The sequence below is a fragment of the uncultured Aliivibrio sp. genome (assembly GCF_946479765.1).
Lineage (GTDB): Bacteria > Pseudomonadota > Gammaproteobacteria > Enterobacterales > Vibrionaceae > Aliivibrio.
Genome location: NZ_CAMLHO010000004.1, coordinates 38,406 through 57,503, shown reverse-complemented (window position 1 = coordinate 57,503; position 19,098 = coordinate 38,406). Strand labels below are relative to the sequence as shown.

At 38.3% G+C, this 19,098-nt stretch carries 18 protein-coding genes; 6 read left to right on the top strand and 12 right to left on the bottom strand.

Features of this window, described 5'->3' with window-relative positions:
- Nucleotides 1-82: 82 nt before the first annotated feature.
- The 4 genes from lspA to murJ all read right to left on the bottom strand — a co-directional run bounded on the left by lspA (nt 83) and on the right by murJ (nt 6,080).
- On the bottom strand, nt 83-598 hold the full coding sequence (lspA, locus tag Q1K78_RS03465; protein ID WP_300174484.1) for a signal peptidase II: 516 nt from the start codon (nt 596-598) through the stop codon (nt 83-85).
- Nucleotides 598-3,462 carry an isoleucine--tRNA ligase gene (gene ileS / locus Q1K78_RS03460; protein ID WP_300174482.1) on the bottom strand — a complete coding sequence of 955 codons (2,865 nt, stop codon included), beginning with the start codon at nt 3,460-3,462 and terminating at the stop codon, nt 598-600. Before ileS ends, lspA begins: the two co-directional genes overlap by 1 nt.
- A gap of 36 nt (nt 3,463-3,498) precedes the next feature.
- The gene (ribF, locus tag Q1K78_RS03455; protein ID WP_300174480.1) at nt 3,499-4,431 is read right to left on the bottom strand and encodes a bifunctional riboflavin kinase/FAD synthetase; all 933 of its coding nucleotides are present in this window, start codon (nt 4,429-4,431) and stop codon (nt 3,499-3,501) included.
- A gap of 89 nt (nt 4,432-4,520) precedes the next feature.
- A complete protein-coding gene (gene murJ, locus Q1K78_RS03450) occupies nt 4,521-6,080 on the bottom strand; it encodes a murein biosynthesis integral membrane protein MurJ (RefSeq protein ID WP_300174478.1) in 1,560 nt (519 codons plus the stop codon).
- Nucleotides 6,081-6,301: 221 nt separating this feature from the next.
- Here murJ and rpsT point away from each other — a divergent pair, with 221 nt between their 5' ends.
- The gene (rpsT, locus tag Q1K78_RS03445; protein WP_065594268.1) at nt 6,302-6,562 is read left to right on the top strand and encodes a 30S ribosomal protein S20; all 261 of its coding nucleotides are present in this window, start codon (nt 6,302-6,304) and stop codon (nt 6,560-6,562) included.
- Between the two features lie 110 nt (nt 6,563-6,672).
- Here rpsT and Q1K78_RS03440 read toward each other — a convergent pair whose 3' ends face one another.
- Nucleotides 6,673-6,969 (bottom strand): metalloregulator ArsR/SmtB family transcription factor, encoded by a 297-nt coding sequence (locus Q1K78_RS03440; protein ID WP_300174474.1) that lies wholly within the window; start codon nt 6,967-6,969, stop codon nt 6,673-6,675.
- Nucleotides 6,970-7,017: 48 nt separating this feature from the next.
- On the bottom strand, nt 7,018-7,917 hold the full coding sequence (gene nhaR, locus Q1K78_RS03435) for a transcriptional activator NhaR (RefSeq protein WP_300174472.1): 900 nt from the start codon (nt 7,915-7,917) through the stop codon (nt 7,018-7,020).
- 414 nt (nt 7,918-8,331) lie between these two features.
- Here nhaR and Q1K78_RS03430 point away from each other — a divergent pair, with 414 nt between their 5' ends.
- A complete protein-coding gene (locus Q1K78_RS03430; RefSeq protein ID WP_300174470.1) occupies nt 8,332-9,477 on the top strand; it encodes a Na/Pi symporter in 1,146 nt (381 codons plus the stop codon).
- Between the two features lie 269 nt (nt 9,478-9,746).
- Here Q1K78_RS03430 and Q1K78_RS03425 read toward each other — a convergent pair whose 3' ends face one another.
- Together Q1K78_RS03425 and Q1K78_RS03420 are read right to left on the bottom strand one after the other, a co-directional pair.
- Complete coding sequence (locus tag Q1K78_RS03425; RefSeq protein WP_300174468.1) at nt 9,747-10,763, bottom strand: curlin associated precursor, CsgA like protein; 1,017 nt, start codon at nt 10,761-10,763, stop codon at nt 9,747-9,749.
- A gap of 22 nt (nt 10,764-10,785) precedes the next feature.
- Nucleotides 10,786-11,355: a curlin subunit CsgB gene (locus Q1K78_RS03420; protein WP_300174466.1), complete on the bottom strand. Its 570-nt coding sequence runs from the start codon at nt 11,353-11,355 to the stop codon at nt 10,786-10,788.
- 262 nt (nt 11,356-11,617) lie between these two features.
- On the opposite strand from Q1K78_RS03420, the gene Q1K78_RS03415 reads away from it, so the two are divergent.
- From Q1K78_RS03415 to Q1K78_RS03400, 4 genes are read left to right on the top strand one after another with little or no spacing between them, the layout of a single operon-like run.
- Nucleotides 11,618-12,262, top strand: coding sequence for a LuxR C-terminal-related transcriptional regulator (locus tag Q1K78_RS03415; protein WP_300174464.1), 645 nt, complete (start codon nt 11,618-11,620; stop codon nt 12,260-12,262).
- On the top strand, nt 12,259-12,720 hold the full coding sequence (locus Q1K78_RS03410) for a curli production assembly/transport protein CsgE (RefSeq protein WP_300174462.1): 462 nt from the start codon (nt 12,259-12,261) through the stop codon (nt 12,718-12,720). The genes Q1K78_RS03415 and Q1K78_RS03410 overlap by 4 nt, the downstream gene beginning before the upstream one ends.
- Nucleotides 12,721-12,729: 9 nt before the next feature.
- On the top strand, nt 12,730-13,131 hold the full coding sequence (locus tag Q1K78_RS03405) for a curli assembly protein CsgF (RefSeq protein WP_300174460.1): 402 nt from the start codon (nt 12,730-12,732) through the stop codon (nt 13,129-13,131).
- Between the two features lie 22 nt (nt 13,132-13,153).
- Nucleotides 13,154-13,990, top strand: a complete 837-nt coding sequence (locus Q1K78_RS03400) for a CsgG/HfaB family protein (protein ID WP_300174458.1) — start codon at nt 13,154-13,156, stop codon at nt 13,988-13,990.
- Nucleotides 13,991-14,203: 213 nt separating this feature from the next.
- Here Q1K78_RS03400 and Q1K78_RS03395 read toward each other — a convergent pair whose 3' ends face one another.
- The 4 genes from Q1K78_RS03395 to ptsP form a co-directional block, all read right to left on the bottom strand.
- On the bottom strand, nt 14,204-15,055 hold the full coding sequence (locus tag Q1K78_RS03395) for a thymidylate synthase (RefSeq protein ID WP_300174456.1): 852 nt from the start codon (nt 15,053-15,055) through the stop codon (nt 14,204-14,206).
- A gap of 101 nt (nt 15,056-15,156) precedes the next feature.
- Nucleotides 15,157-16,008, bottom strand: coding sequence for a prolipoprotein diacylglyceryl transferase (gene lgt / locus Q1K78_RS03390; RefSeq protein WP_300174454.1), 852 nt, complete (start codon nt 16,006-16,008; stop codon nt 15,157-15,159).
- 10 nt (nt 16,009-16,018) lie between these two features.
- A complete protein-coding gene (locus Q1K78_RS03385) occupies nt 16,019-16,822 on the bottom strand; it encodes a sulfite exporter TauE/SafE family protein (protein ID WP_300174452.1) in 804 nt (267 codons plus the stop codon).
- Nucleotides 16,823-19,084: a phosphoenolpyruvate--protein phosphotransferase gene (gene ptsP / locus Q1K78_RS03380; RefSeq protein ID WP_300174450.1), complete on the bottom strand. Its 2,262-nt coding sequence runs from the start codon at nt 19,082-19,084 to the stop codon at nt 16,823-16,825.
- Nucleotides 19,085-19,098: the final 14 nt, after the last annotated feature.

The following is a 19,098-nucleotide window of genomic DNA, read 5'->3' as shown; positions in this document are numbered from 1 at the left end:
TAGATAATACTAATTTTAAAATATCGAATTAAAAAAAACGCCACCTCGAATTCACGGGCAGCGCTAATTTACTTTCTTTTGCTTATTGTTCTTTTTTATTAGTACGGAAACCATCTAAGATGATAAGTCCCGCACCAATACAGATTGCAGCATCCGCCAAATTGAAAGCGGGCCAGTGGTAATTACCCCAATAAAAATCAAGATAATCCACGACAAATCCATGAACTATACGATCAAACACATTACCAATTGCACCACCAATGATCAGTGCATAAGCCATGTTGTTTAGTTTGTCAGTTTGTGGGGCTTTACGCATCCAATATCCTAACAAACCACACACAGCGATAGCAATACTGGTAAAGAACCAGCGCTGCCAACCTGCTTGATCACTTAAAAAACTAAATGCAGCACCATAGTTGTGAACATAAAGAAAGTTAAAGAATGGCAATACCTCAATGCGGTTTGCCCAACCATAACTCATCTCTTTCATCACAAATAACTTGATGCTAATGTCTGCCATAAAGATGATCCCCGCTAGCCATAGCCAGCGGAGTCCTGATTCTTTAAGCAGCGGTAATGTCTTATTATCGCTAGTCATTATGCAAATTTACGCTCTTCGCCTTCGCCATCAATGTTAGATACACAACGACCACATACTTCTTCGTGACCTTCGATAGTACCGACATCAGCAACATGGTGCCAACAACGCTCACACTTCGCTGCTTCAGAAGCGGCAACATCAACAAATAGACCAGCAAGTTCTGTTGCTTTTGCTGACTCTGATTTTTCGCTTAGTGGTTTCACTGTTGCGCTTGATGTTAGAAGAACAAAACGTAATTCATCTTCAAGTTTATTGATTTTTGCAGCAAGTGCATCATCAGCGTATAACGTCACTTCAGCTTGAAGCGAACCACCGATAACCTTCTCACCACGAGCGGTTTCTAACAGTTTATTTACTGACGCACGAACTGACTGAATTTCAGTCCAGAAATCGTTATTCAGTTCTTCATCTTCTGCAAGGTCAAACAGACCTTCATACCACTCACCAGTAAACACGAATTTCTCACGCTCACCTGGCATTTCATTCCAGATTTCATCGGCAGTGAATGACATGATTGGCGCCATCCAACGAACTAATGCTTCTACAATGTAATAAAGTGCAGTTTGACAGCTACGTTGAGCGTGGCCACTTTGCTTCGCTGTATATTGGCGATCTTTAATTACGTCTAGGTAGAAAGAACCCATTTCAATTGAACAGAAGTGCATTAAACGTTGAGTCACTTCATGTAGGTTATATTCATCGTAAGACTTGATGATTTCTTCTTGTGCAGCAAATGCACGACCAACAGCCCAGCGATCCAGAGCAACCATTTCTTCAGCAGGAACGATGTCTGTTTCTGGATTAAAGCCGTTTAAGTTAGCTAGGAAGAAACGTGCCGTGTTACGAATACGACGGTATGCATCAGCTGAACGTTTTAGGATTTCATCAGAAACCGCAACTTCGTTAGTGTAATCCGTAGAAGCAACCCACAGGCGAAGAATATCTGCACCCAGCTTGTTAGTTACGTCTTTTGGTGCAACAACATTACCTACAGATTTAGACATCTTACGACCATTACCATCTACCACGAAACCGTGAGTTAGTACTTGTCGGTAAGGTGCTTTACCTTTCATTGCAACAGAAGATATCAATGATGATTGGAACCAACCACGGTGTTGATCTGAACCTTCTAAGTAAAGGTCAGCACTGTGTGTTCTTTCTTCTTTTTCTTCTGGGAAGTCATACTCTTCACGTGAATCAACAACAGAGAAGTGAGTAACACCTGAGTCGAACCATACGTCTAATGTATCTAATACTTTTTCGTATCTAGTCGCATCTTCTTCACCCATAAGCTCGGCGATATCAAGATCCCACCACGCTTGAATGCCTTTTTCTTCAACTAGCTTAGCTACTTTTTCAATTAGCTCTAATGAATCAGGGTGCAATTCAGACGTTTCTTTGTGAACGAATAGAGCGATTGGCACACCCCAAGTACGTTGACGAGAGATACACCACTCAGGACGACCTTCGATCATACCTTCAATACGGTTTTGGCCCCATTCAGGCATCCACTCAACACTCTTCACTTCTTCTAATGCTTTAGCACGAAGACCCGCTTGATCCATTGAGATGAACCATTGTGGTGTTGCACGGAAAATGATCGGCGTTTTGTGTCTCCAGCAATGTGGGTAGCTGTGCTCAAACGCGTGATGATGCAGTAATGCACCTTTCTCTTTTAATACATCAATAACCGAATCGTTCGCTTTAAATACGTGTTGACCAGCAAACAATTCAGTATCAGGAAGGTATACACCATTTGAACCTACTGGGTTTGCGATTTCTAAATCGTATTTTTTACCAACAACGAAATCTTCTTGACCGTGGCCAGGTGCCGTATGAACGATACCTGTTCCCGAATCAACCGTTACGTGTTCACCTAAAATAGCAGGAACAGTAAAACCATAGAATGGGTGGTTAAATTGAAGAAGTTCTAGATCTGAACCTTTTGCAAAACCTAAATTATGGAAATGCTCGATACCAGCACGATCCATCACCGATTTTGCTAGTTCAGACGCAAGAATTAAACGTTCTGCTTTTTGCTCGCCGTGTGCTTCAACTTGAACTAATACGTATTCAAGATCAGCGTGTAATGCTACTGCACGGTTTGCAGGTAATGTCCAAGGTGTCGTTGTCCAGATAACAACAGATACTTCACCTTCACCTTGATGACCTTCAGGCGTGCTGAATTTTGCTAATGTTGCCGCTTCGTCTGCTGCAATAAAACGCACATCAATAGATGGAGATACTTTATCTTGGTATTCAACTTCTGCTTCAGCCAATGCTGAACCACAATCTGTACACCAATGAACAGGTTTAAACCCTTTAAGTAGGTGACCTTGATCAGCAATTTTACCCAACGAACGGATGATATTTGCTTCAGTACCAAAATCCATAGTGCGGTATGGTTTATCCCACTCGCCCATGATACCTAAACGCTTAAAGCTTTCTTTTTGGCCTTCAACTTGAACTGCCGCGTATTTACGGCATTCTTCACGGAACTCAGCCGCTGAGATTTTTTGACCTGGCTTACCTTTTTTCTTCTCTACCATTAATTCAATTGGTAGACCATGACAATCCCAACCTGGAATGTACGGTGCATCAAAGCCAGAAAGTGTTTTTGACTTAATAATAATGTCTTTAAGAATCTTATTCAGTGCATGACCAATATGGATGTCACCATTTGCATACGGAGGGCCGTCATGCAATATAAACGATTTTTTACCTTTTTTCGCTTTACGGATCTCGCCGTAAAGATCTTCATCATACCAATGCTTAAGCATTACTGGCTCACGATTAGCCAAATTACCGCGCATTGGGAATCCTGTTTCAGGCAGGTTCAAGGTTTCTTTATAGTCACTCATCGATTCTTAATTCCGTTACTTGGGCGAAATGAAATGTTATTTGTTTTCAGACAGCCACACCCGCGCCGCCTGAGAATCTAATTCTATTTGTTGTTTTAGAGCGTCAAATGACTCAAATTTATGCTCATCACGCAACTTACAAAGTAGCTCCACATCCAATTGTTGACCGTATAAATTGCCTTTATAGTCAAAGAAGTGAACTTCAAGTTGCTGACGAACGCCATCTACCGTTGGGCGATGACCAATATTGGCCACACCACCTAACTGCTTACCACTGCGGTCTTTGGCTTGAACAACATAAACGCCAGACACAGGAGAAACACAACGCTTCAATGGAATGTTAGCTGTAGGAAAACCAATCGTTCTCCCCAGCTTTCGGCCATGGGATACACGGCCTGTAATACTGTAATTACGCCCTAACATAGTGGCGACATCTTTTAATCTATCTTCAGCAAGTGAGTTACGAATAGCAGTGCTACTGACTCGCTGTTTTTGAAGGCAAAAACTTTTGGTATTAACTACTTCAAAGCCGTATTTTTCACCTGCTTTTTGTAACATTTCAAAGTTGCCTTGGCGATGTTGTCCAAAACAAAAATCATCACCGACCACTAGAAACTTAACACCCAACAGCTTAACCAACAAGTGTTCAACAAATTCATCGGCTGTTTGCTGTGCAAATTTATAATTAAAATTAATACAAAGCAGACGTTCTATATTTAATTTATTAAGTTGTACAAACTTATCTCTTAAACGAGTTAATCGAGCAGGCGCTTTCTCTTTAGCAAAAAATTCCATTGGTTGTGGATCAAATGTCATTACTACAGATGGTAAACCTAATTGCTTAGCTTTAGCCTTAACCTGTTGTAATACTTGTTGATGTCCTAAATGAACACCGTCAAAATTACCAATAGTCATTACGCAACCATGATGGTTTGGCGTAATATTATGAATGCCTCGGATTAATTCCATTATCTCAATATCAAGTTATTTGATTAAAAAAACTGACGAATTATATACTAATCTTACTAGCCAAACCACTCACTCAGTGAATAACAAGATTATGCACCGACTCGTAAGTGACGTGGACGCAATCCCAATATAATAGCGGGGATTAAGTAACTGACCACCCCTAAAGTAATAAAGCCTAACAACATGGTCATTCGTTTTAATAAATCCCATTCAAGCCAGACACTCATCGCTGGCATAAACCACAATAAAACACTGACCATGATACCGCCAGATAATACTAGCTTTAGAATATAAGCAATGGTTTCTTTTGATAGTTTATAGACATTTGCTAAATGAAGGCCACGGTAAAGTAGTGCCATATTGACTAAAGCAGATAACGCCGTTGCCATTGCTAATCCAACATAACCGTAAAAATAAGCAAAGATAGCATTAAAGAACATATTGGTTATCATCGCAATAATACCGTAACGAACCGGTGTTTTAGTATCTTGTCGTGCGTAATATCCAGGAGCTAATACTTTTATTAGCATGAAGCTTAATAAACCCGATGCATAAGCAAGTAAAGATAGCGAGGCATTGTGTACATCATTAGGTGAAAACTCACCACGCATGAACAATACCATTAGCATAGGTTTAGCTAACACCATTAAACCTAACATGGCAGGGATCCCAAGTAATATCACCATTCTTACGCCCCAATCCATCGTATTAGAGAAACCAGCACCTTTGGAGCCCACATGTTGACGCGAAAGCGCTGGTAAAATCACCGTTGCGATAGCAATACCAAATAAACCTAATGGAAACTCTAACAAACGATCTGAGTAATATAGCCAACTGATAGAGCCTGTTGCTAAGAAACTGGCAATAAAAGTATCAAGCAGCAAATTAATTTGACTGACTGATACTCCAAATAATGCAGGGATCATTAAGGTTCTAATTTTTACCACACCAGGATCATTCCATCCCCACTGCGGACGAACCAACATTTTTGCTTTATAAAGAAAGGGGATCTGGAATAGAAACTGAATGAGTCCACCAAGAAATACACCAATTGCCAAACCTATCTCAGGTTGTTCTAAATTTGGAGAGATAAAATAAGCACAAGCAATAATGGCTACATTTAAAAAGACAGGGGTAAAAGACGAAACAGCAAATTTACCGAGTGTATTTAAGATAGCACCAGATAATGCAACAAAAGTAATAAACCAGAGATAAGGAAACGTAATTTTTAATAAGAAGCTAGCCAATTCAAATTTAGGGGCATTAGGACCATCATTAAGCCAATCCATAAACCAACCAGCCCCAAACAACGCAGTGACTACACCAGAACCTAAAATACCGAAAAAGGTAACAATCGTAACAAGAACACCAAGGGTTCCTGAGGCTTTTGCTATTAACTCTCGTGTTTTATTATCATCGCCACTGGCGTGATATTCAGTTAATACAGGGACAAACGCTTGTGAAAAAGCCCCCTCGGCAAATAAGCGGCGTAGGAAGTTAGGTATCTTATTCGCGAAGAAGAAAACATCGGCGGATGCACCTGCTCCCATTAAATTTGCTACTACTACATCACGGACTAAACCGAGTACTCTAGACACTAAAGTCATGATACTGACGATTAAGCCAGAACGTAAAAGTCGTTTACTCACAAAAAAACCTCACAAAGATGCCGTTGATGGCGATAAAGAGCTTACTAACTGGAAAAAATGCTGTTAGAATGCACGCCATCTTAACCGTGTTTTGCCATTCTCATCAAACTTTTGTTTGAGACAGTCTGGTTTTTACACAAATCATTTGACATTTTGGTTCAATGGGTTCATATTTCCGAACCTTAAATTGTCACCGAACTACGTTTTTGGGAGTTAGACCCTTGGCAAATAGTAAATCTGCTAAGAAGCGCGCAACTCAAGCTGAAAGACGTCGCCAGCACAACGCTAGCCGTCGTTCAATGATGCGCACTTACATGAAAAAAACTATCGCAGCTATTGAAGCTGGTGATAAAGAAGCTGCAGCTGCTGCACTAGCAATTGCAACTCCACTTCTAGACCGCATGGCGACTAAAGGCCTTATTCATAAGAATAAAGCTGCACGTCATAAAGCGCGTTTCACTGCAGCAATCAAAGCTCTTTAATAGAAATTTGATTCTCAGTTAGAAATAAGAAAAAACCGACCTTGGTCGGTTTTTTTATGCCTGTTATTCAGAGATTGTAAAAAATCATCTCTTTTCTCTATCGCTAACGTTTATTTCTGGCAATATAAATCGTGTAATAATTGAATAACTGATTTAACTTCCGTGCTATTCAATGAATAAAACACAGTTTGAGACTCTTTTCTTGTCGAAACCAGTTCGTCTTTACGTAACCAACCAAGATGTTGCGACAATGCTGATTGACTTAATTCTAACTTTTCTGCGATTTGACCTACGGACAACTCACCTTCAAGCAATAAACATAAAATAAATAAGCGGCGTTCATTCGCCATCGCTTTTAGTAATGTCACCGCTTGAGGTGCATTTTCTTCCATCATTTTTAAATTCATAAAACAACCTCTAATTTAGCTAGTGCTAATTTAGTATATTGTGCCCCACTATTGCAACTGTAAATCAAATAAATGCGAAAAATCAGCCGCACAGATACTCTTTACTGCTGGATGCTGGATCATACGTTCAGCAAAAATAACGTAGTATTCTTCTTTTAAATCTTTTACATCAGCAATTCGATGCAAAGAAAGGTCAGAGCCCGCTTCATTCATATAAACCGTTGGCGCTAAAAAAACCGAGTCATTTTCACGAGCAAAGGCTTTCATTAAAGCGACATCATCAAACTCACCTAAAATATTAGGCGTAATACCTTGTTGATCGCACCATTGGATCACCTTTCGTCCCATTGATGTTCGGGTACCAGGAATTAAGACTTTTTTTCTTTCTAATACTTCAGGGAATTGAATATCTGTCATTTCTTTAGAGCAAAAAAAACTCATTTCACATTCACCCAACTTTTTACTAAACAGACCTGAATTCTGGCCTGAATCAACCGGGCAATCAGACAAAATCATATCAAGTTTATGTTGTGATAACTGCTCAAGTAGTAACTCATGCGTTGACTCAAAACAACGAAGATGGATAGATGCATCATCAGGAACCGTTGTTGATAGTACTTTACTGACTAGACGCTTAGAGAGCGAATCAGCAACACCAACATCCAAAAGAACATTTGATTGTTGGCTATAATTTATTATATCCAACATTTCATAACTCAAGCCAAACATACGATCGGCGTACTTATAAATTAATTGGCCTAATTCCGTGGGTTCAATATTACGACCATTACGCTTTGTAAGTTTTCCATCGACACGTTCTTCTAAGGCTTTAATTTGCCCGGTTACCGTTTGAGGAGTAAGAAAGAGCGCCTCTGCCGCCTTGGTTACTGAACCTTGCTTGCATACCATCCAAAAATAGTACAAATGGTTATAATTTAAGTGAGACATGCTGGAACCTTATGATTTATAACTCAATGCATTCATCAATGGCATTAAGGAGGATGACGATAGATAAAGATACGTTATTTATGACAACAATAGCAAACACTTCGTAAAAACCAATCATTTAGCACTTATACCTCGCTTTTTCCGCATCCATATTCTTGAAAATGTCATTAACTCGCAACATAGAACAAAAAAGTTTTAAAAAAAAATTTATATTCCATTTTAAAATAAAGAATAAAAAACACTAATTATCAATCTGTTACAGTAACAAAAGTAAGAGTTTATAACATCAAAACCAAATATGACGTAAATATTACAGTTTCCCCTCTGACTGTAATATTTCTGAAATATTCCTTATTTACTATCGCTTCAGATTAAATAAACCGACAACATACTATTTCGGTACGGAGCTTTACTATGAATACCCAATCAATTTCTGCAGCAACAATGAGTAATACCTCGCGCATGCTGCGTTGGGCAAACTTAGCATTTATGCTTTACCTTCTTCTTTTAGCGGTAGCTATGGTCGGAACAGGCTTTAAATGGTCTGTAGGCGAAGAAGCAAAGGTTTTATTTGAATTCGCTTCTCATCCAGTTGCAGGCCTAATGATCGGCCTAGTTGCGACTGCATTGATTCAATCATCTTCAACTGTAACCTCTATCATTGTAGGTTTAGTTGCTGGTGGCTTACCTGTTGAAACCGCTATCCCTATGGTGATGGGGGCAAACATTGGTACTACAGTTACAAATACCCTAGTTAGTTTAGGTCACGCTCGCTGTAAGACTGAATTTAGACGTGCATTTGCATGCGCTACTGTCCATGATTTCTTTAACTTACTTGCGGTTGCTATCTTCTTACCATTAGAAATGATGTTTGGTATCTTTCAAAAACTATCAGCATGGTTAGTATCACCACTGTTAAACGCGGGTGATATGAGCATTAAAGGTTTTGATTTTATCAAGCCAATTACAAAACCTGTAATTAGCGCAATCAAAGAGCCATTGTCTAGCTTTGGAAGCATGACTGGTGGTTTAGTTATGATTGGTCTTGGTATTGCTATTCTTATCATCGCGATTACCTTAATGGGTAAATTGATGAAGAGCTTAATGGTTGGCCGTGCTAAAGATATTCTAAAGAGTGCCATTGGCCGCGGTCCTTTGCATGGTATTGCTTCTGGTACTGTTGTAACGGTATTAGTTCAATCTTCATCGACAACAACAAGTTTAATGGTCCCACTGGTTGGTACTGGCGTTCTTAATATTCGTGATGTTTATCCGTTTACTTTAGGCGCTAATATTGGTACTTGTGTAACCGCATTACTAGCCGCGACGGCAGTATCTGGTGAATATGCTATCTTTGCTCTGCAAATTGCGTTGGTTCACTTATGCTTCAACGTTATTGCGACATTGGTTATTTATGGCACACCTTTCCTACGTGAATTACCACTAAAAGGCGCTGAATGGATTGCTGAAATGGCAAACCGCAACAAAGCAGTCGTTGCCGGTTACTTGAGTTTTGTCTTCATCATCCTACCTGGTAGCGTATTGGCTCTAACTGTTTAACGTCTAGCAAAGGGAGGTCATCAAGACCTCCCCCTCCTCTTTATCAATTTACGCTTATCAAGAGCTAGATGAACTCTCGAAAGTCGACGTCCTGAACGCTCACATATATTTAGCAATAGCCTACATATAAACAGAATTCATACCTTATTCTTTCCCATACTCAAGCACTAAAAAATCCCTACCAAAATGCTGGTAGGGATTTTTATGTAACTAATAAATAAATAAATAAACTAAAATGAATCACATAGATAATTACACCTAATCTTCAGTTAGAATTGAGTAATAAATATACCGTTGCCACTACTATTGTCTGCCATAACCGTTGCTGAATCATTGTTAGTTTGGTTTACCATAATAAAGTTACTGTTAGAGTCATTAACTAGATTAATGGTTGTATCTGAATCACTACCCCATTGAGTAACCATTGCAAAGTTGTCATGGCTGGCATCAACAAGTACGTCGACCTCATTATTACTTCCGCCAACAACAACAGCATTGACTGTATTTTCTAACGCACCATTTTCTAATAGAATACTAGTGTCATTATCTGATGCACCAAAATAAAAGGCAGTATAAGTGTCGTTATCATGACCATCGATATCAGTTAAGGCTGTATTACCTGAACCTCCATAAACACTAATCGTTGAATCATTACGACGACCATCTTGTACAATGGCAAGTGAATCATTATTAGAACCACCATAAATACCAATGGTTGCATCATTTCGGCGACCGTCTTGAACGATTGTATTACTCGCATTATTATCAGCACCATCTAGGTAGATAGCCGCATCATTACGGCGACCGTCTTGTTCAATAGTATTAACCATATTGCCATCAGAGTAATCCATATCAACAAGAGCATCATTATGACGTCCATCTTGGTCGATAAGTGCCATATTATCATCACTATCGTAAGCTACAATTTTACCAAAATTACGACGACCTTGTTGTTCAATAGCAAGGTTGTTGTCATCACTATGACGACGAGCTTTTATTACAGCATCGTTGTGTCGACCTTGTTGTCCAACAAATAAAGTATTGTCATCACTGTTATTACGAGCTTTAACGGTAGCTTCGTTATGGCGACCCATTTGATAAATATCAACGTTATTATCATCAGAATTTCGGATTAGAACATCAGCATCATTACCTATTGCAGGTGATAATTGAAAGATATTGACGCTATTATCATTGGCGTTGTATAGGTCTACATCAGCGGTATTTCCCGCATATACAGCACCAGAAAGTAAAATGGTTGAGATTGCGATTGCTAAATTTTTCATAATAAACTTCCTTGAAATGATTTTAATTTATGATGGATATGAATCTATCCATTCCATTGACTAAGATAATTCCTTGATTGCCAGTTTGATTAATGGAAAAACCAGATCCATTATTTTTGTTTACAGCAGCTGCAATATTTGAATCACCCGTCTGATTTATAACATTTTGTTGAGTATTACCCGTTTGCTTTAAATGAGCGATATTATTATTACCATCCTGTAAAATAGCACCTTCGTGGTTTACTCCCCACTGCTCAAGAGAAGCGCTATTGTTTATTCCATTTTGAGCAATTAGGCCTATATTATTACCCCCAATTTGTATTATGTTAGCTTTATTATCATAACCAGTTTGTTGTACTTTAGCTTTATTACTTCCTACTCCATTCACGTTATGCTGTAAAATAACAACTCGAGAATTTGTCGAATTTATAAGCTCTACAATTGCATTGTTATCATGACTAGTATTTAATTCAGACAATGCTGTTAATTCATCAGGAGAACTAAATTCATTAATTCCTAGGTCACCATTTGCATAGGTATAGCTACTTACAGCGAGTAATAAATATAGATAACTTACTGATAATTTTTTCATATCAGTGTCCCTCTTTCTTTTTGTCATAACATTTTTTGCTACTTAAAAAGTATGGATTTTATAGAGGAAACCACCATGAACTTTTTTATGATATTTTTATTAGATAGAAATAAACTAAAGCATGAGAAGTGCCATTTTTACTACCATTAAAAAACTCTCAATATTGAGAATGCAACGAAAATATCCATTAGTTTACTACTTATTTCTGGATATACTTATGTATTGAACTAGTTTTAAATAATGTGAATTGAGGAGGTTGGATATGACCATTTATTACTTATCATCATGCCAAACGCTATATTCATCATTACTTATTGATTTATTGGAAAAATCAACTTGTATCAATGTTGTATCTCTTAGTTTCGATGAATTAAGTAGTATGAATGAGTCAGAGGAAGATGTTTTTATTATTTTAGATTTAAAACATCAAACAGATGAAAGATATAAAGAATATTTATTCATTATCACTCAGAGGGGGTTACAGTTTAAAGAAATACTATTTAATATAACAACTTGCAATGCAGTTAACGATATTATTAAGTATCCAAATGTTGTTGGCGTTTTTTATGAGAATGATGATACCAACATTATATCTCTAGGAATAAGAAAGATAATATCTGGGGAAATTTGGCTTAGTAGAGAAATAACAAAAGAGATTATATTTTCCTATAGAGAAAAGCAAAGTGGAATATTAACAACATCAGTATCGTTAACGGAAAGAGAAAAAGAAATACTAAAGCTATTATCATTAGGTTTATCAAATATAGATATCGCAAATACACTTTTTGTCAGTGAAAATACAGTTAAAACACACCTTTATAATATATTCAAAAAACTTAATGTGAAAAATCGATTGCAAGCAATGATGTGGGCCAAAGGGTATGACCTTAAAGAGGGTGTCTCATGAGAGTTTACTCTATATTTTTACTCGTTTTGGCGTTATTTATTCCGCTGCTTACTTATGCATCGAGCACTCAAGATACTTTGGAGTCGAAAACACCGTTAGAGACTAATAAAGTGGATGAGGCGGATGACTTACTTGAAATTGAAGGATTAATTATTGACCGAACCTTAACTCGGCTAGGAAGGGATTTTTATTTTGCTTTTTCGATGAAAATGAACAGTAAATATGACGATATAGATGTGAATTTAACGGTTAAAGAAAGGCCAACAGCCTTATCTGGAAGCATTATAGGAGTTTATCATTTTGACAAGGTTATTTACAGAGGAGCGCTTTCTCCAGGGCAAAGACAAGCAGATGAAAAAGCGGCTCAAGCGATAGAGGCTGTAAATCAATACATCATTAAATGGCAAACAGAGAAATTATTTAGAGACACATATGATCTCGAACTTCCTGAGATCTAAGGAGTTAGTATGACTATACGGATTATATTTTTTATCATAATAGCTAGCTTTATACCATTAAGCCAGGCGAGTGAATTAGTATATACGCCAGTGAATCCTAATTTTGGGGGTAACCCATTAAACACATCACATCTTTTTGCTGGTGCTAATGCAATTAATGATTATAAAGGACCGAAAGATGATTCATTGTTTGAGCAAGAATCCGCGCTAGATCGACTTACTTCTAGTTTGGAGTCTCGATTAATAAGTCAACTATTAGCGGATGTAGGTAATGGTAATACAGGGCAGCTTATTACCGATGATTTTATATTAAATATTGTTGATGATTCAGGAGCCTTACTGATTCAAATTGTAGACAAAGAAACGGGTGAAACCTCAGAAATTCAAGTGAGTGGTCTTACTCCAGATTAATTTCTAAGCTAAGGAATCAGCAATGAAATATTCAATATTATTTTTATTACTTTTTATTATTTCCGGTTGTTCTAATTCGATTGATGTGCCTGAAATTTCAGAATCACCAACATTAATGCAGCGTGGTGCGAGTTATGTAGATCTCATTTCTTTGCCTAAACCAAGAGGGAAAATATTTGTTTCTGTATATGATTTTAGAGACCAAACGGGTCAGTATAAACCTCAACCAAACAGTAATTTCTCAACAGCTGTACCTCAAGGGGGGACTGCTCTTTTAACGATGGCATTACTGGATTCAGAATGGTTTCATCCTCTAGAACGTCAAGGGTTACAAAACTTATTGACGGAAAGAAAAATTATTAGAGCAGCGCAAAAAAAGCAAGAATCTATTTCTAATCATGGCTCTACGCTTCCATCTTTGTTGTCTGCAAATGTAATGATTGAGGGTGGAATCGTAGCTTATGATTCAAATATTAAAACAGGCGGTGCAGGGGCTAGATATTTAGGTATTGGTGGTTCAGGGCAGTACCGAGCGGATCAAGTGACTGTCAATATTCGAGCTGTTGATGTTCGTAGCGGTAAGATCCTGACGAGTGTGACAACCAGTAAAACGATACTTTCTTATGAAGTGTCAGCGGGAGCTTTTCGATTTGTGGATTATAAAGAGCTCTTGGAGGTTGAGTTAGGCTACACCAATAACGAGCCAGTAAATATTGCCTTAATGTCAGCAATTGATTCTGCTGTTATTCATTTGATAGTGAAAGGGGTTGAGGAAGGGTTATGGCGTCCAGAGAACAAGGATAGTAAAGATAACCCAATTTTCCAAAAGTATGCTTCAGAAAGACATCAGATATTATAATAACAGATTTATTACAAATAATTAGAGCAGAGACATCATCATGTTCAATTATTATTGATAAATAATCACTTGGGATAAACGGACCTATTTACATTATAGTTTCACGTTTATCATTACGTAACCAGACATAAAATTATCTCTTATTTAATATCATATAGAGCCTTATCATTTAATATTAAGGCCCTATCATTATAAACAGTAAACTAACTCTAGCTATACCGAAAAAGGATACTTAATCGCTTCATGGCTTTCATAGCCAATCACTTCAAAATCATCCATTGTGACCCAGGTTTCCAAATCTTCTAATGATTTAATCTTAGGGTTTATTTTAAAGAGTGGGGCTTTCAATGGCTCACGCTTTAGCTGAACTTCTTTCATCAACTCAAGTTGGTCTTCATAGATATGACCATTAACAATCTTGTGATACGCCTTACCTGCCTTATGGCCTGTAATTTGAGCCACAATAGCCAGCAGAAAATAGACTTGAACCATGTTGAAATTAAGGCCTAGCGGGACATCACACGAACGTTGAGTGCTATTTAAGTACAGAGTGTCACCTAATAGCGAAAAGTGGTGTGAGTACATGCACGGACGTAAACAGCCCATATCAAACTCACCTGGGTTATAGAAATTTAAAATCTCACCCCGGTCATCAATACCATTGCTTAAATCATCAATAATCTTTTTCAACTGATCGACAAACTCGCCATTCGGTTTTGCCCATGAGCGACCTTGAACGCCGTACACTCGTCCCATGTCATCTTCACCTTTACGGTGAGAGTTATTGAGCCAAACGTCGTTTAGATTCGCATTCGCATCCCATGTTTTAGTGCCTATTTTACGGAAATCTTCTGCGTTATCATAACCGCGAATATAACCAATCATTTCAGCAACGGCTGATTTCCAGAAACTCTTACGTGTCGTTACTAATGGAAACTCACCATTGGCAACATCGTAGGTTAAATCAGCATTAATCACCGTCAAACAGCGCTTTCCTGTGCGCTCGTTTTCAATCCAGTGACCTTCATCAACGATGCGTTGGCATAAATCTAAATACTGTTTCACGGTCATGCTCTCTAAAATTGGCTTAAAAAAATGGCCTCAAACGAGAGGCCATTACTATAAATCGTCATTAACGCTATTCTAGCGTATTTTTATGAGTTTGTTTATTTTGCTTTTGATTTCGATTTCTCTGGCTTCGTACCATTATTCTGCAAATCAGTCGCAAAAAGATTACGTTTAAACGCCCAAAGCATCATCAATAAACCACCAATCACCATTGGCAATGATAAGATTTGTCCCATTGAAATCCAATCACCAAACAAACCTAATTGAGCATCAGGCTGACGAACGTATTCAACTAAGAAGCGGAATGTACCGTAACCAAATAGGAATAAGCCAGAGACTGCGCCTAATGGACGAGGTTTACGAATAAACCAATTTAGAATTAAGAATAAAACAACACCTTCAAGTGCAAATTCATACAGCTGCGATGGATGACGAGGGAAAGGTCCGCCTGTTGGGAATACCATCGCCCACGGCACGTCAGTAACACGGCCCCATAGTTCACCATTCATGAAGTTACCAAGGCGACCAGCACCTAATCCAAATGGCACTAATGGCGCAACAAAATCAGCAATGGTAAAGAAGCTACGGTTATTTTTATAGCCATACCAAAGAATTGCACTAATTACACCTAATAGGCCACCGTGGAAAGACATTCCACCAGTCCATACTTCAAATAAGTACAATGGGTTCTCTAAGAAATACCCAAAGTTATAAAACAGTACGTAGCCAACTCGCCCACCAATGACGACACCCAAAAAGCCTGCAAAAAGAAGATCGCTGACTTGATCACGAGTCCAACCACTGTTTGGTTTATCTGCGCGTTTATTTGCTAGCCATAAGGCAAACATAAAACCAAACAAGTACATTAACCCATACCAACGTACTGCTAGTGGACCAATTTCAAATAATATCGGATCGATATGTGGGAAGTTTAAATACCCCTGACTCATGACTACTCTCTTATCCTAAGAACATTTTGCTGCCGATAAATACGAGAAATACGGCAAAGATTTTTTTTAATGTTGATGTTGGTAAATGTGACGCTAACTTAGCCCCTATTCTAGTGGTTAAAATAGACGTTAAACTAATGCCGCATAATGCAGGTAAATACACATACCCTAAGCTCATTGGCGGTAAGTTAACCACATTAACCCCATGCATAACAAAGCCTATCATGCCTGCTATCGCGATTAATGTGCCACATAATGAAGAACTGCCAATCGCTTTCCTCATTTCAACACCATGAAAACTTAAATAAGGCACAGTAAGTGAGCCACCACCAATGCCTGCTAAACTAGAAATAACACCGATTATCCCACCTGAAGTTGCTATTTTTAGAGGGGATGGCATTGTTCTTGTTGCGGTAAACTTAAGCGCTAACAACATTTGTAATGCTAATAAAAGCACGATAATACCAAACACTTTAGGTAAATATTGTATTGGAATTAATTCAGTAAGATAACTGCCAATAAAACCACCAAGTATAACCCCTGGTGCTAAGCTTTTAATTAACCCCACTTCGACATTACCTAAACGCAAATGGTTCAATGCCGATGAGCTTGATGTAAATATAATTGTCGCCAAAGACGTACCAAGAGCCATTTGCATTGCTATACTCGAATCAATGCCAGCCAAAGGCAATAACCACAACAGAGCCGGAACAACCAGTAATCCACCACCAATCCCTAATAGACCAGCCATTACACCAACGACACTACCAAGTAAAAGATACAGCGCAAAAATAGACCAAAAATCTACTGACATTTATTTACCTGCTCGAATAAATCCTGAAAGATCTTTCTGTTCCAAAAAAGCCATCATATCAGCTAAAATTTTCTCAGCATCATCATGGTGTAAAAGAATCTCTGTCATGCTTTCAATTTCAGCCAAGGTGACTTGTCTAATTATGTACTTTATCTTGGCAACATTGGACGTGTTCATACTTAAATTACGATAACCCAGACCAATTAAAAGGAGACAACCAATAGGATCCCCGGCTAATTCACCACATACACTGACAGGTAAATTATGTTGATTTGCCGTTTCTATAATCTGCTTTAACGCCAGCAACACGGCAGGATGGTAAGACTCATAAACATGAGATACACGAGAGTTATTTCTATCTACTGCTAATAAATATTGAGTTAAATCGTTGGTCCCAACAGAAATGAAATCAACAAGCCCAGCAACTCTTGGTAATAAATAAAGCATCGAAGGCACTTCAACCATCATACCTATACGAGGTTTAGAAAAATCAATTTCCGATTCACTGAGCACTTCGTTATACGCTTGATTAATCAAGACTCTCGCTTGTTTCAATTCAGGAATACCCGAGATCATTGGTAGCATAATAGATAAATTATCATTACCAATATTCGCTCTTATCATCGCTTTTAGCTGTGATAGAAAAATATCAGGGTGATCCAATGTAAATCGAATTCCTCGCCAACCTAAAAACGGATTATCTTCTTCGATAGGCAGGTAAGGTAAAGGCTTATCACCACCAATATCAAGCGTTCGCATAATGACAGGCTTTTGAGGGTACGTTTCTAAAATTTCCTTATATTGTAGATACTGCTCTTCTTCCGATGGAAAACGTTGATGCAATAGAAAAGGGATTTCAGTTCGGTATAAACCAACACCATCAACCCCTTGATTTACCGCAATGCTTGAATCTGCACTCAATCCTGCGTTTAGATAAATCTTCATAAGGTGATTATCAAGTGTTAGCGTTGGCTTATCGAGATCTTGTGTTATCAACTCTGATAAAGCGATCTCTTCATTTTGTAATTCAAGATATTCTTGAGTTAACGCATCTGTCGGTTTGATGTAAAGTAAACCACTATACCCATCAACAATGGCTAACGATTTATGGTAATGAGTAGGATTAAACTCTACCCCCATAATCGCCGGAATACCTAACGCTCTCGATAAAATCGCAGCATGAGAGTTCGCTGCGCCTTCAAGCGATATCACCCCTTTTAGCTTATCTTGTGGAATACTGGCGAGCATTGATGCGGTTAGTTGAGTGGTTACCAAAATAACAGGATGAGACAGCTCAATATCTAGATTATCTTCGTAATTAATAAAATAAAGTAACCTCTGCCCAAGCTCTCTAACGTCATTTGCTCTCTGACTTAAGTACGAGTCACTCATTCTCCCAAAACGCGCAGCATAAGACTCTATGACTTGACGTAGAGCCCACTCGGCAGAATCCCCTAGCGTGATCTGTTTTTTCAGATCTGCTTTCAACATAGGATCATTCAATAAGTGTGTAAAGAGATCAAAAATAGCCAGTGTTTCTGTATTCAACTCTTGTTCAAAACGCTTTTTAGAGCGTCTAAAATCCTTTAAGGCCAATTCAATCGCAGTGCCTAAACGATCTTTCTCTAATTCAATATTAAGGCACGAACTCGGTAAAATCGCTTCAATTTTAGGTTGAGCATCATCAAACCATAATGGCGCAATCCCAACCCCATTAGACGCTGAAATACCTTTAAATTGCTTTTGTGATGTAGACGAAGTTTGTAAATGAGTAGACCAACTTTCATGCGCTTTTGCATGCGCTAATACCACCGCGAGTTGAGCGGAAAGAGTGACGAGAAATGATTCTTCAACTTCAGTAAATTGGCGTTTCTCTTTTTGTTGAACGACTAACACACCCAAATTTTGGCGGCGATATATAATTGGAGTAGCTAAAAAAGAATTAAACTTATATTCCGCAATACTGGGAATGTATTTATATGAGGGGTGTATCGATGCATTAGCGAGATTAAGCGGTTCACAACTGCGAGCCACAAGACCAACTAAACCTTCATCAATGCCTAATGAGACCGTATTTGGCTTGGCTTTCAAACCTTCAGTCGCCATTAATTCTAAACGAAGATTATCATTACTCATCAAATAGACTGAGCAACACTCTGTCTGCATTGAATTTCGTGTATTTTTCACTAATAGCGCTAAAGCATCATCTAATGATTCAGCTTTAGCGACGTGATCAACTATATCCCTGAGTTGAGTAAGCATAAGAGGTAATCCTT

What these genes read in the sequence shown, in the direction of transcription:
- lspA (WP_300174484.1), bottom strand. Translation starts at nt 598, where the DNA reads ATGACTAGCGATAATAAGACATTACCGCTGCTTAAAGAATCAGGACTC.
- ileS (WP_300174482.1), bottom strand. Translation starts at nt 3,462, where the DNA reads ATGAGTGACTATAAAGAAACCTTGAACCTGCCTGAAACAGGATTCCCA.
- ribF (WP_300174480.1), bottom strand. Translation starts at nt 4,431, where the DNA reads ATGGAATTAATCCGAGGCATTCATAATATTACGCCAAACCATCATGGT.
- Q1K78_RS03440 (WP_300174474.1), bottom strand. Translation starts at nt 6,969, where the DNA reads ATGAATTTAAAAATGATGGAAGAAAATGCACCTCAAGCGGTGACATTA.
- nhaR (WP_300174472.1), bottom strand. Translation starts at nt 7,917, where the DNA reads ATGTCTCACTTAAATTATAACCATTTGTACTATTTTTGGATGGTATGC.
- Q1K78_RS03430 (WP_300174470.1), top strand. Translation starts at nt 8,332, where the DNA reads ATGAATACCCAATCAATTTCTGCAGCAACAATGAGTAATACCTCGCGC.
- Q1K78_RS03425 (WP_300174468.1), bottom strand. Translation starts at nt 10,763, where the DNA reads ATGAAAAATTTAGCAATCGCAATCTCAACCATTTTACTTTCTGGTGCT.
- Q1K78_RS03420 (WP_300174466.1), bottom strand. Translation starts at nt 11,355, where the DNA reads ATGAAAAAATTATCAGTAAGTTATCTATATTTATTACTCGCTGTAAGT.
- Q1K78_RS03415 (WP_300174464.1), top strand. Translation starts at nt 11,618, where the DNA reads ATGACCATTTATTACTTATCATCATGCCAAACGCTATATTCATCATTA.
- Q1K78_RS03410 (WP_300174462.1), top strand. Translation starts at nt 12,259, where the DNA reads ATGAGAGTTTACTCTATATTTTTACTCGTTTTGGCGTTATTTATTCCG.
- Q1K78_RS03405 (WP_300174460.1), top strand. Translation starts at nt 12,730, where the DNA reads ATGACTATACGGATTATATTTTTTATCATAATAGCTAGCTTTATACCA.
- Q1K78_RS03400 (WP_300174458.1), top strand. Translation starts at nt 13,154, where the DNA reads ATGAAATATTCAATATTATTTTTATTACTTTTTATTATTTCCGGTTGT.
- lgt (WP_300174454.1), bottom strand. Translation starts at nt 16,008, where the DNA reads ATGAGTCAGGGGTATTTAAACTTCCCACATATCGATCCGATATTATTT.
- Q1K78_RS03385 (WP_300174452.1), bottom strand. Translation starts at nt 16,822, where the DNA reads ATGTCAGTAGATTTTTGGTCTATTTTTGCGCTGTATCTTTTACTTGGT.
- ptsP (WP_300174450.1), bottom strand. Translation starts at nt 19,084, where the DNA reads ATGCTTACTCAACTCAGGGATATAGTTGATCACGTCGCTAAAGCTGAA.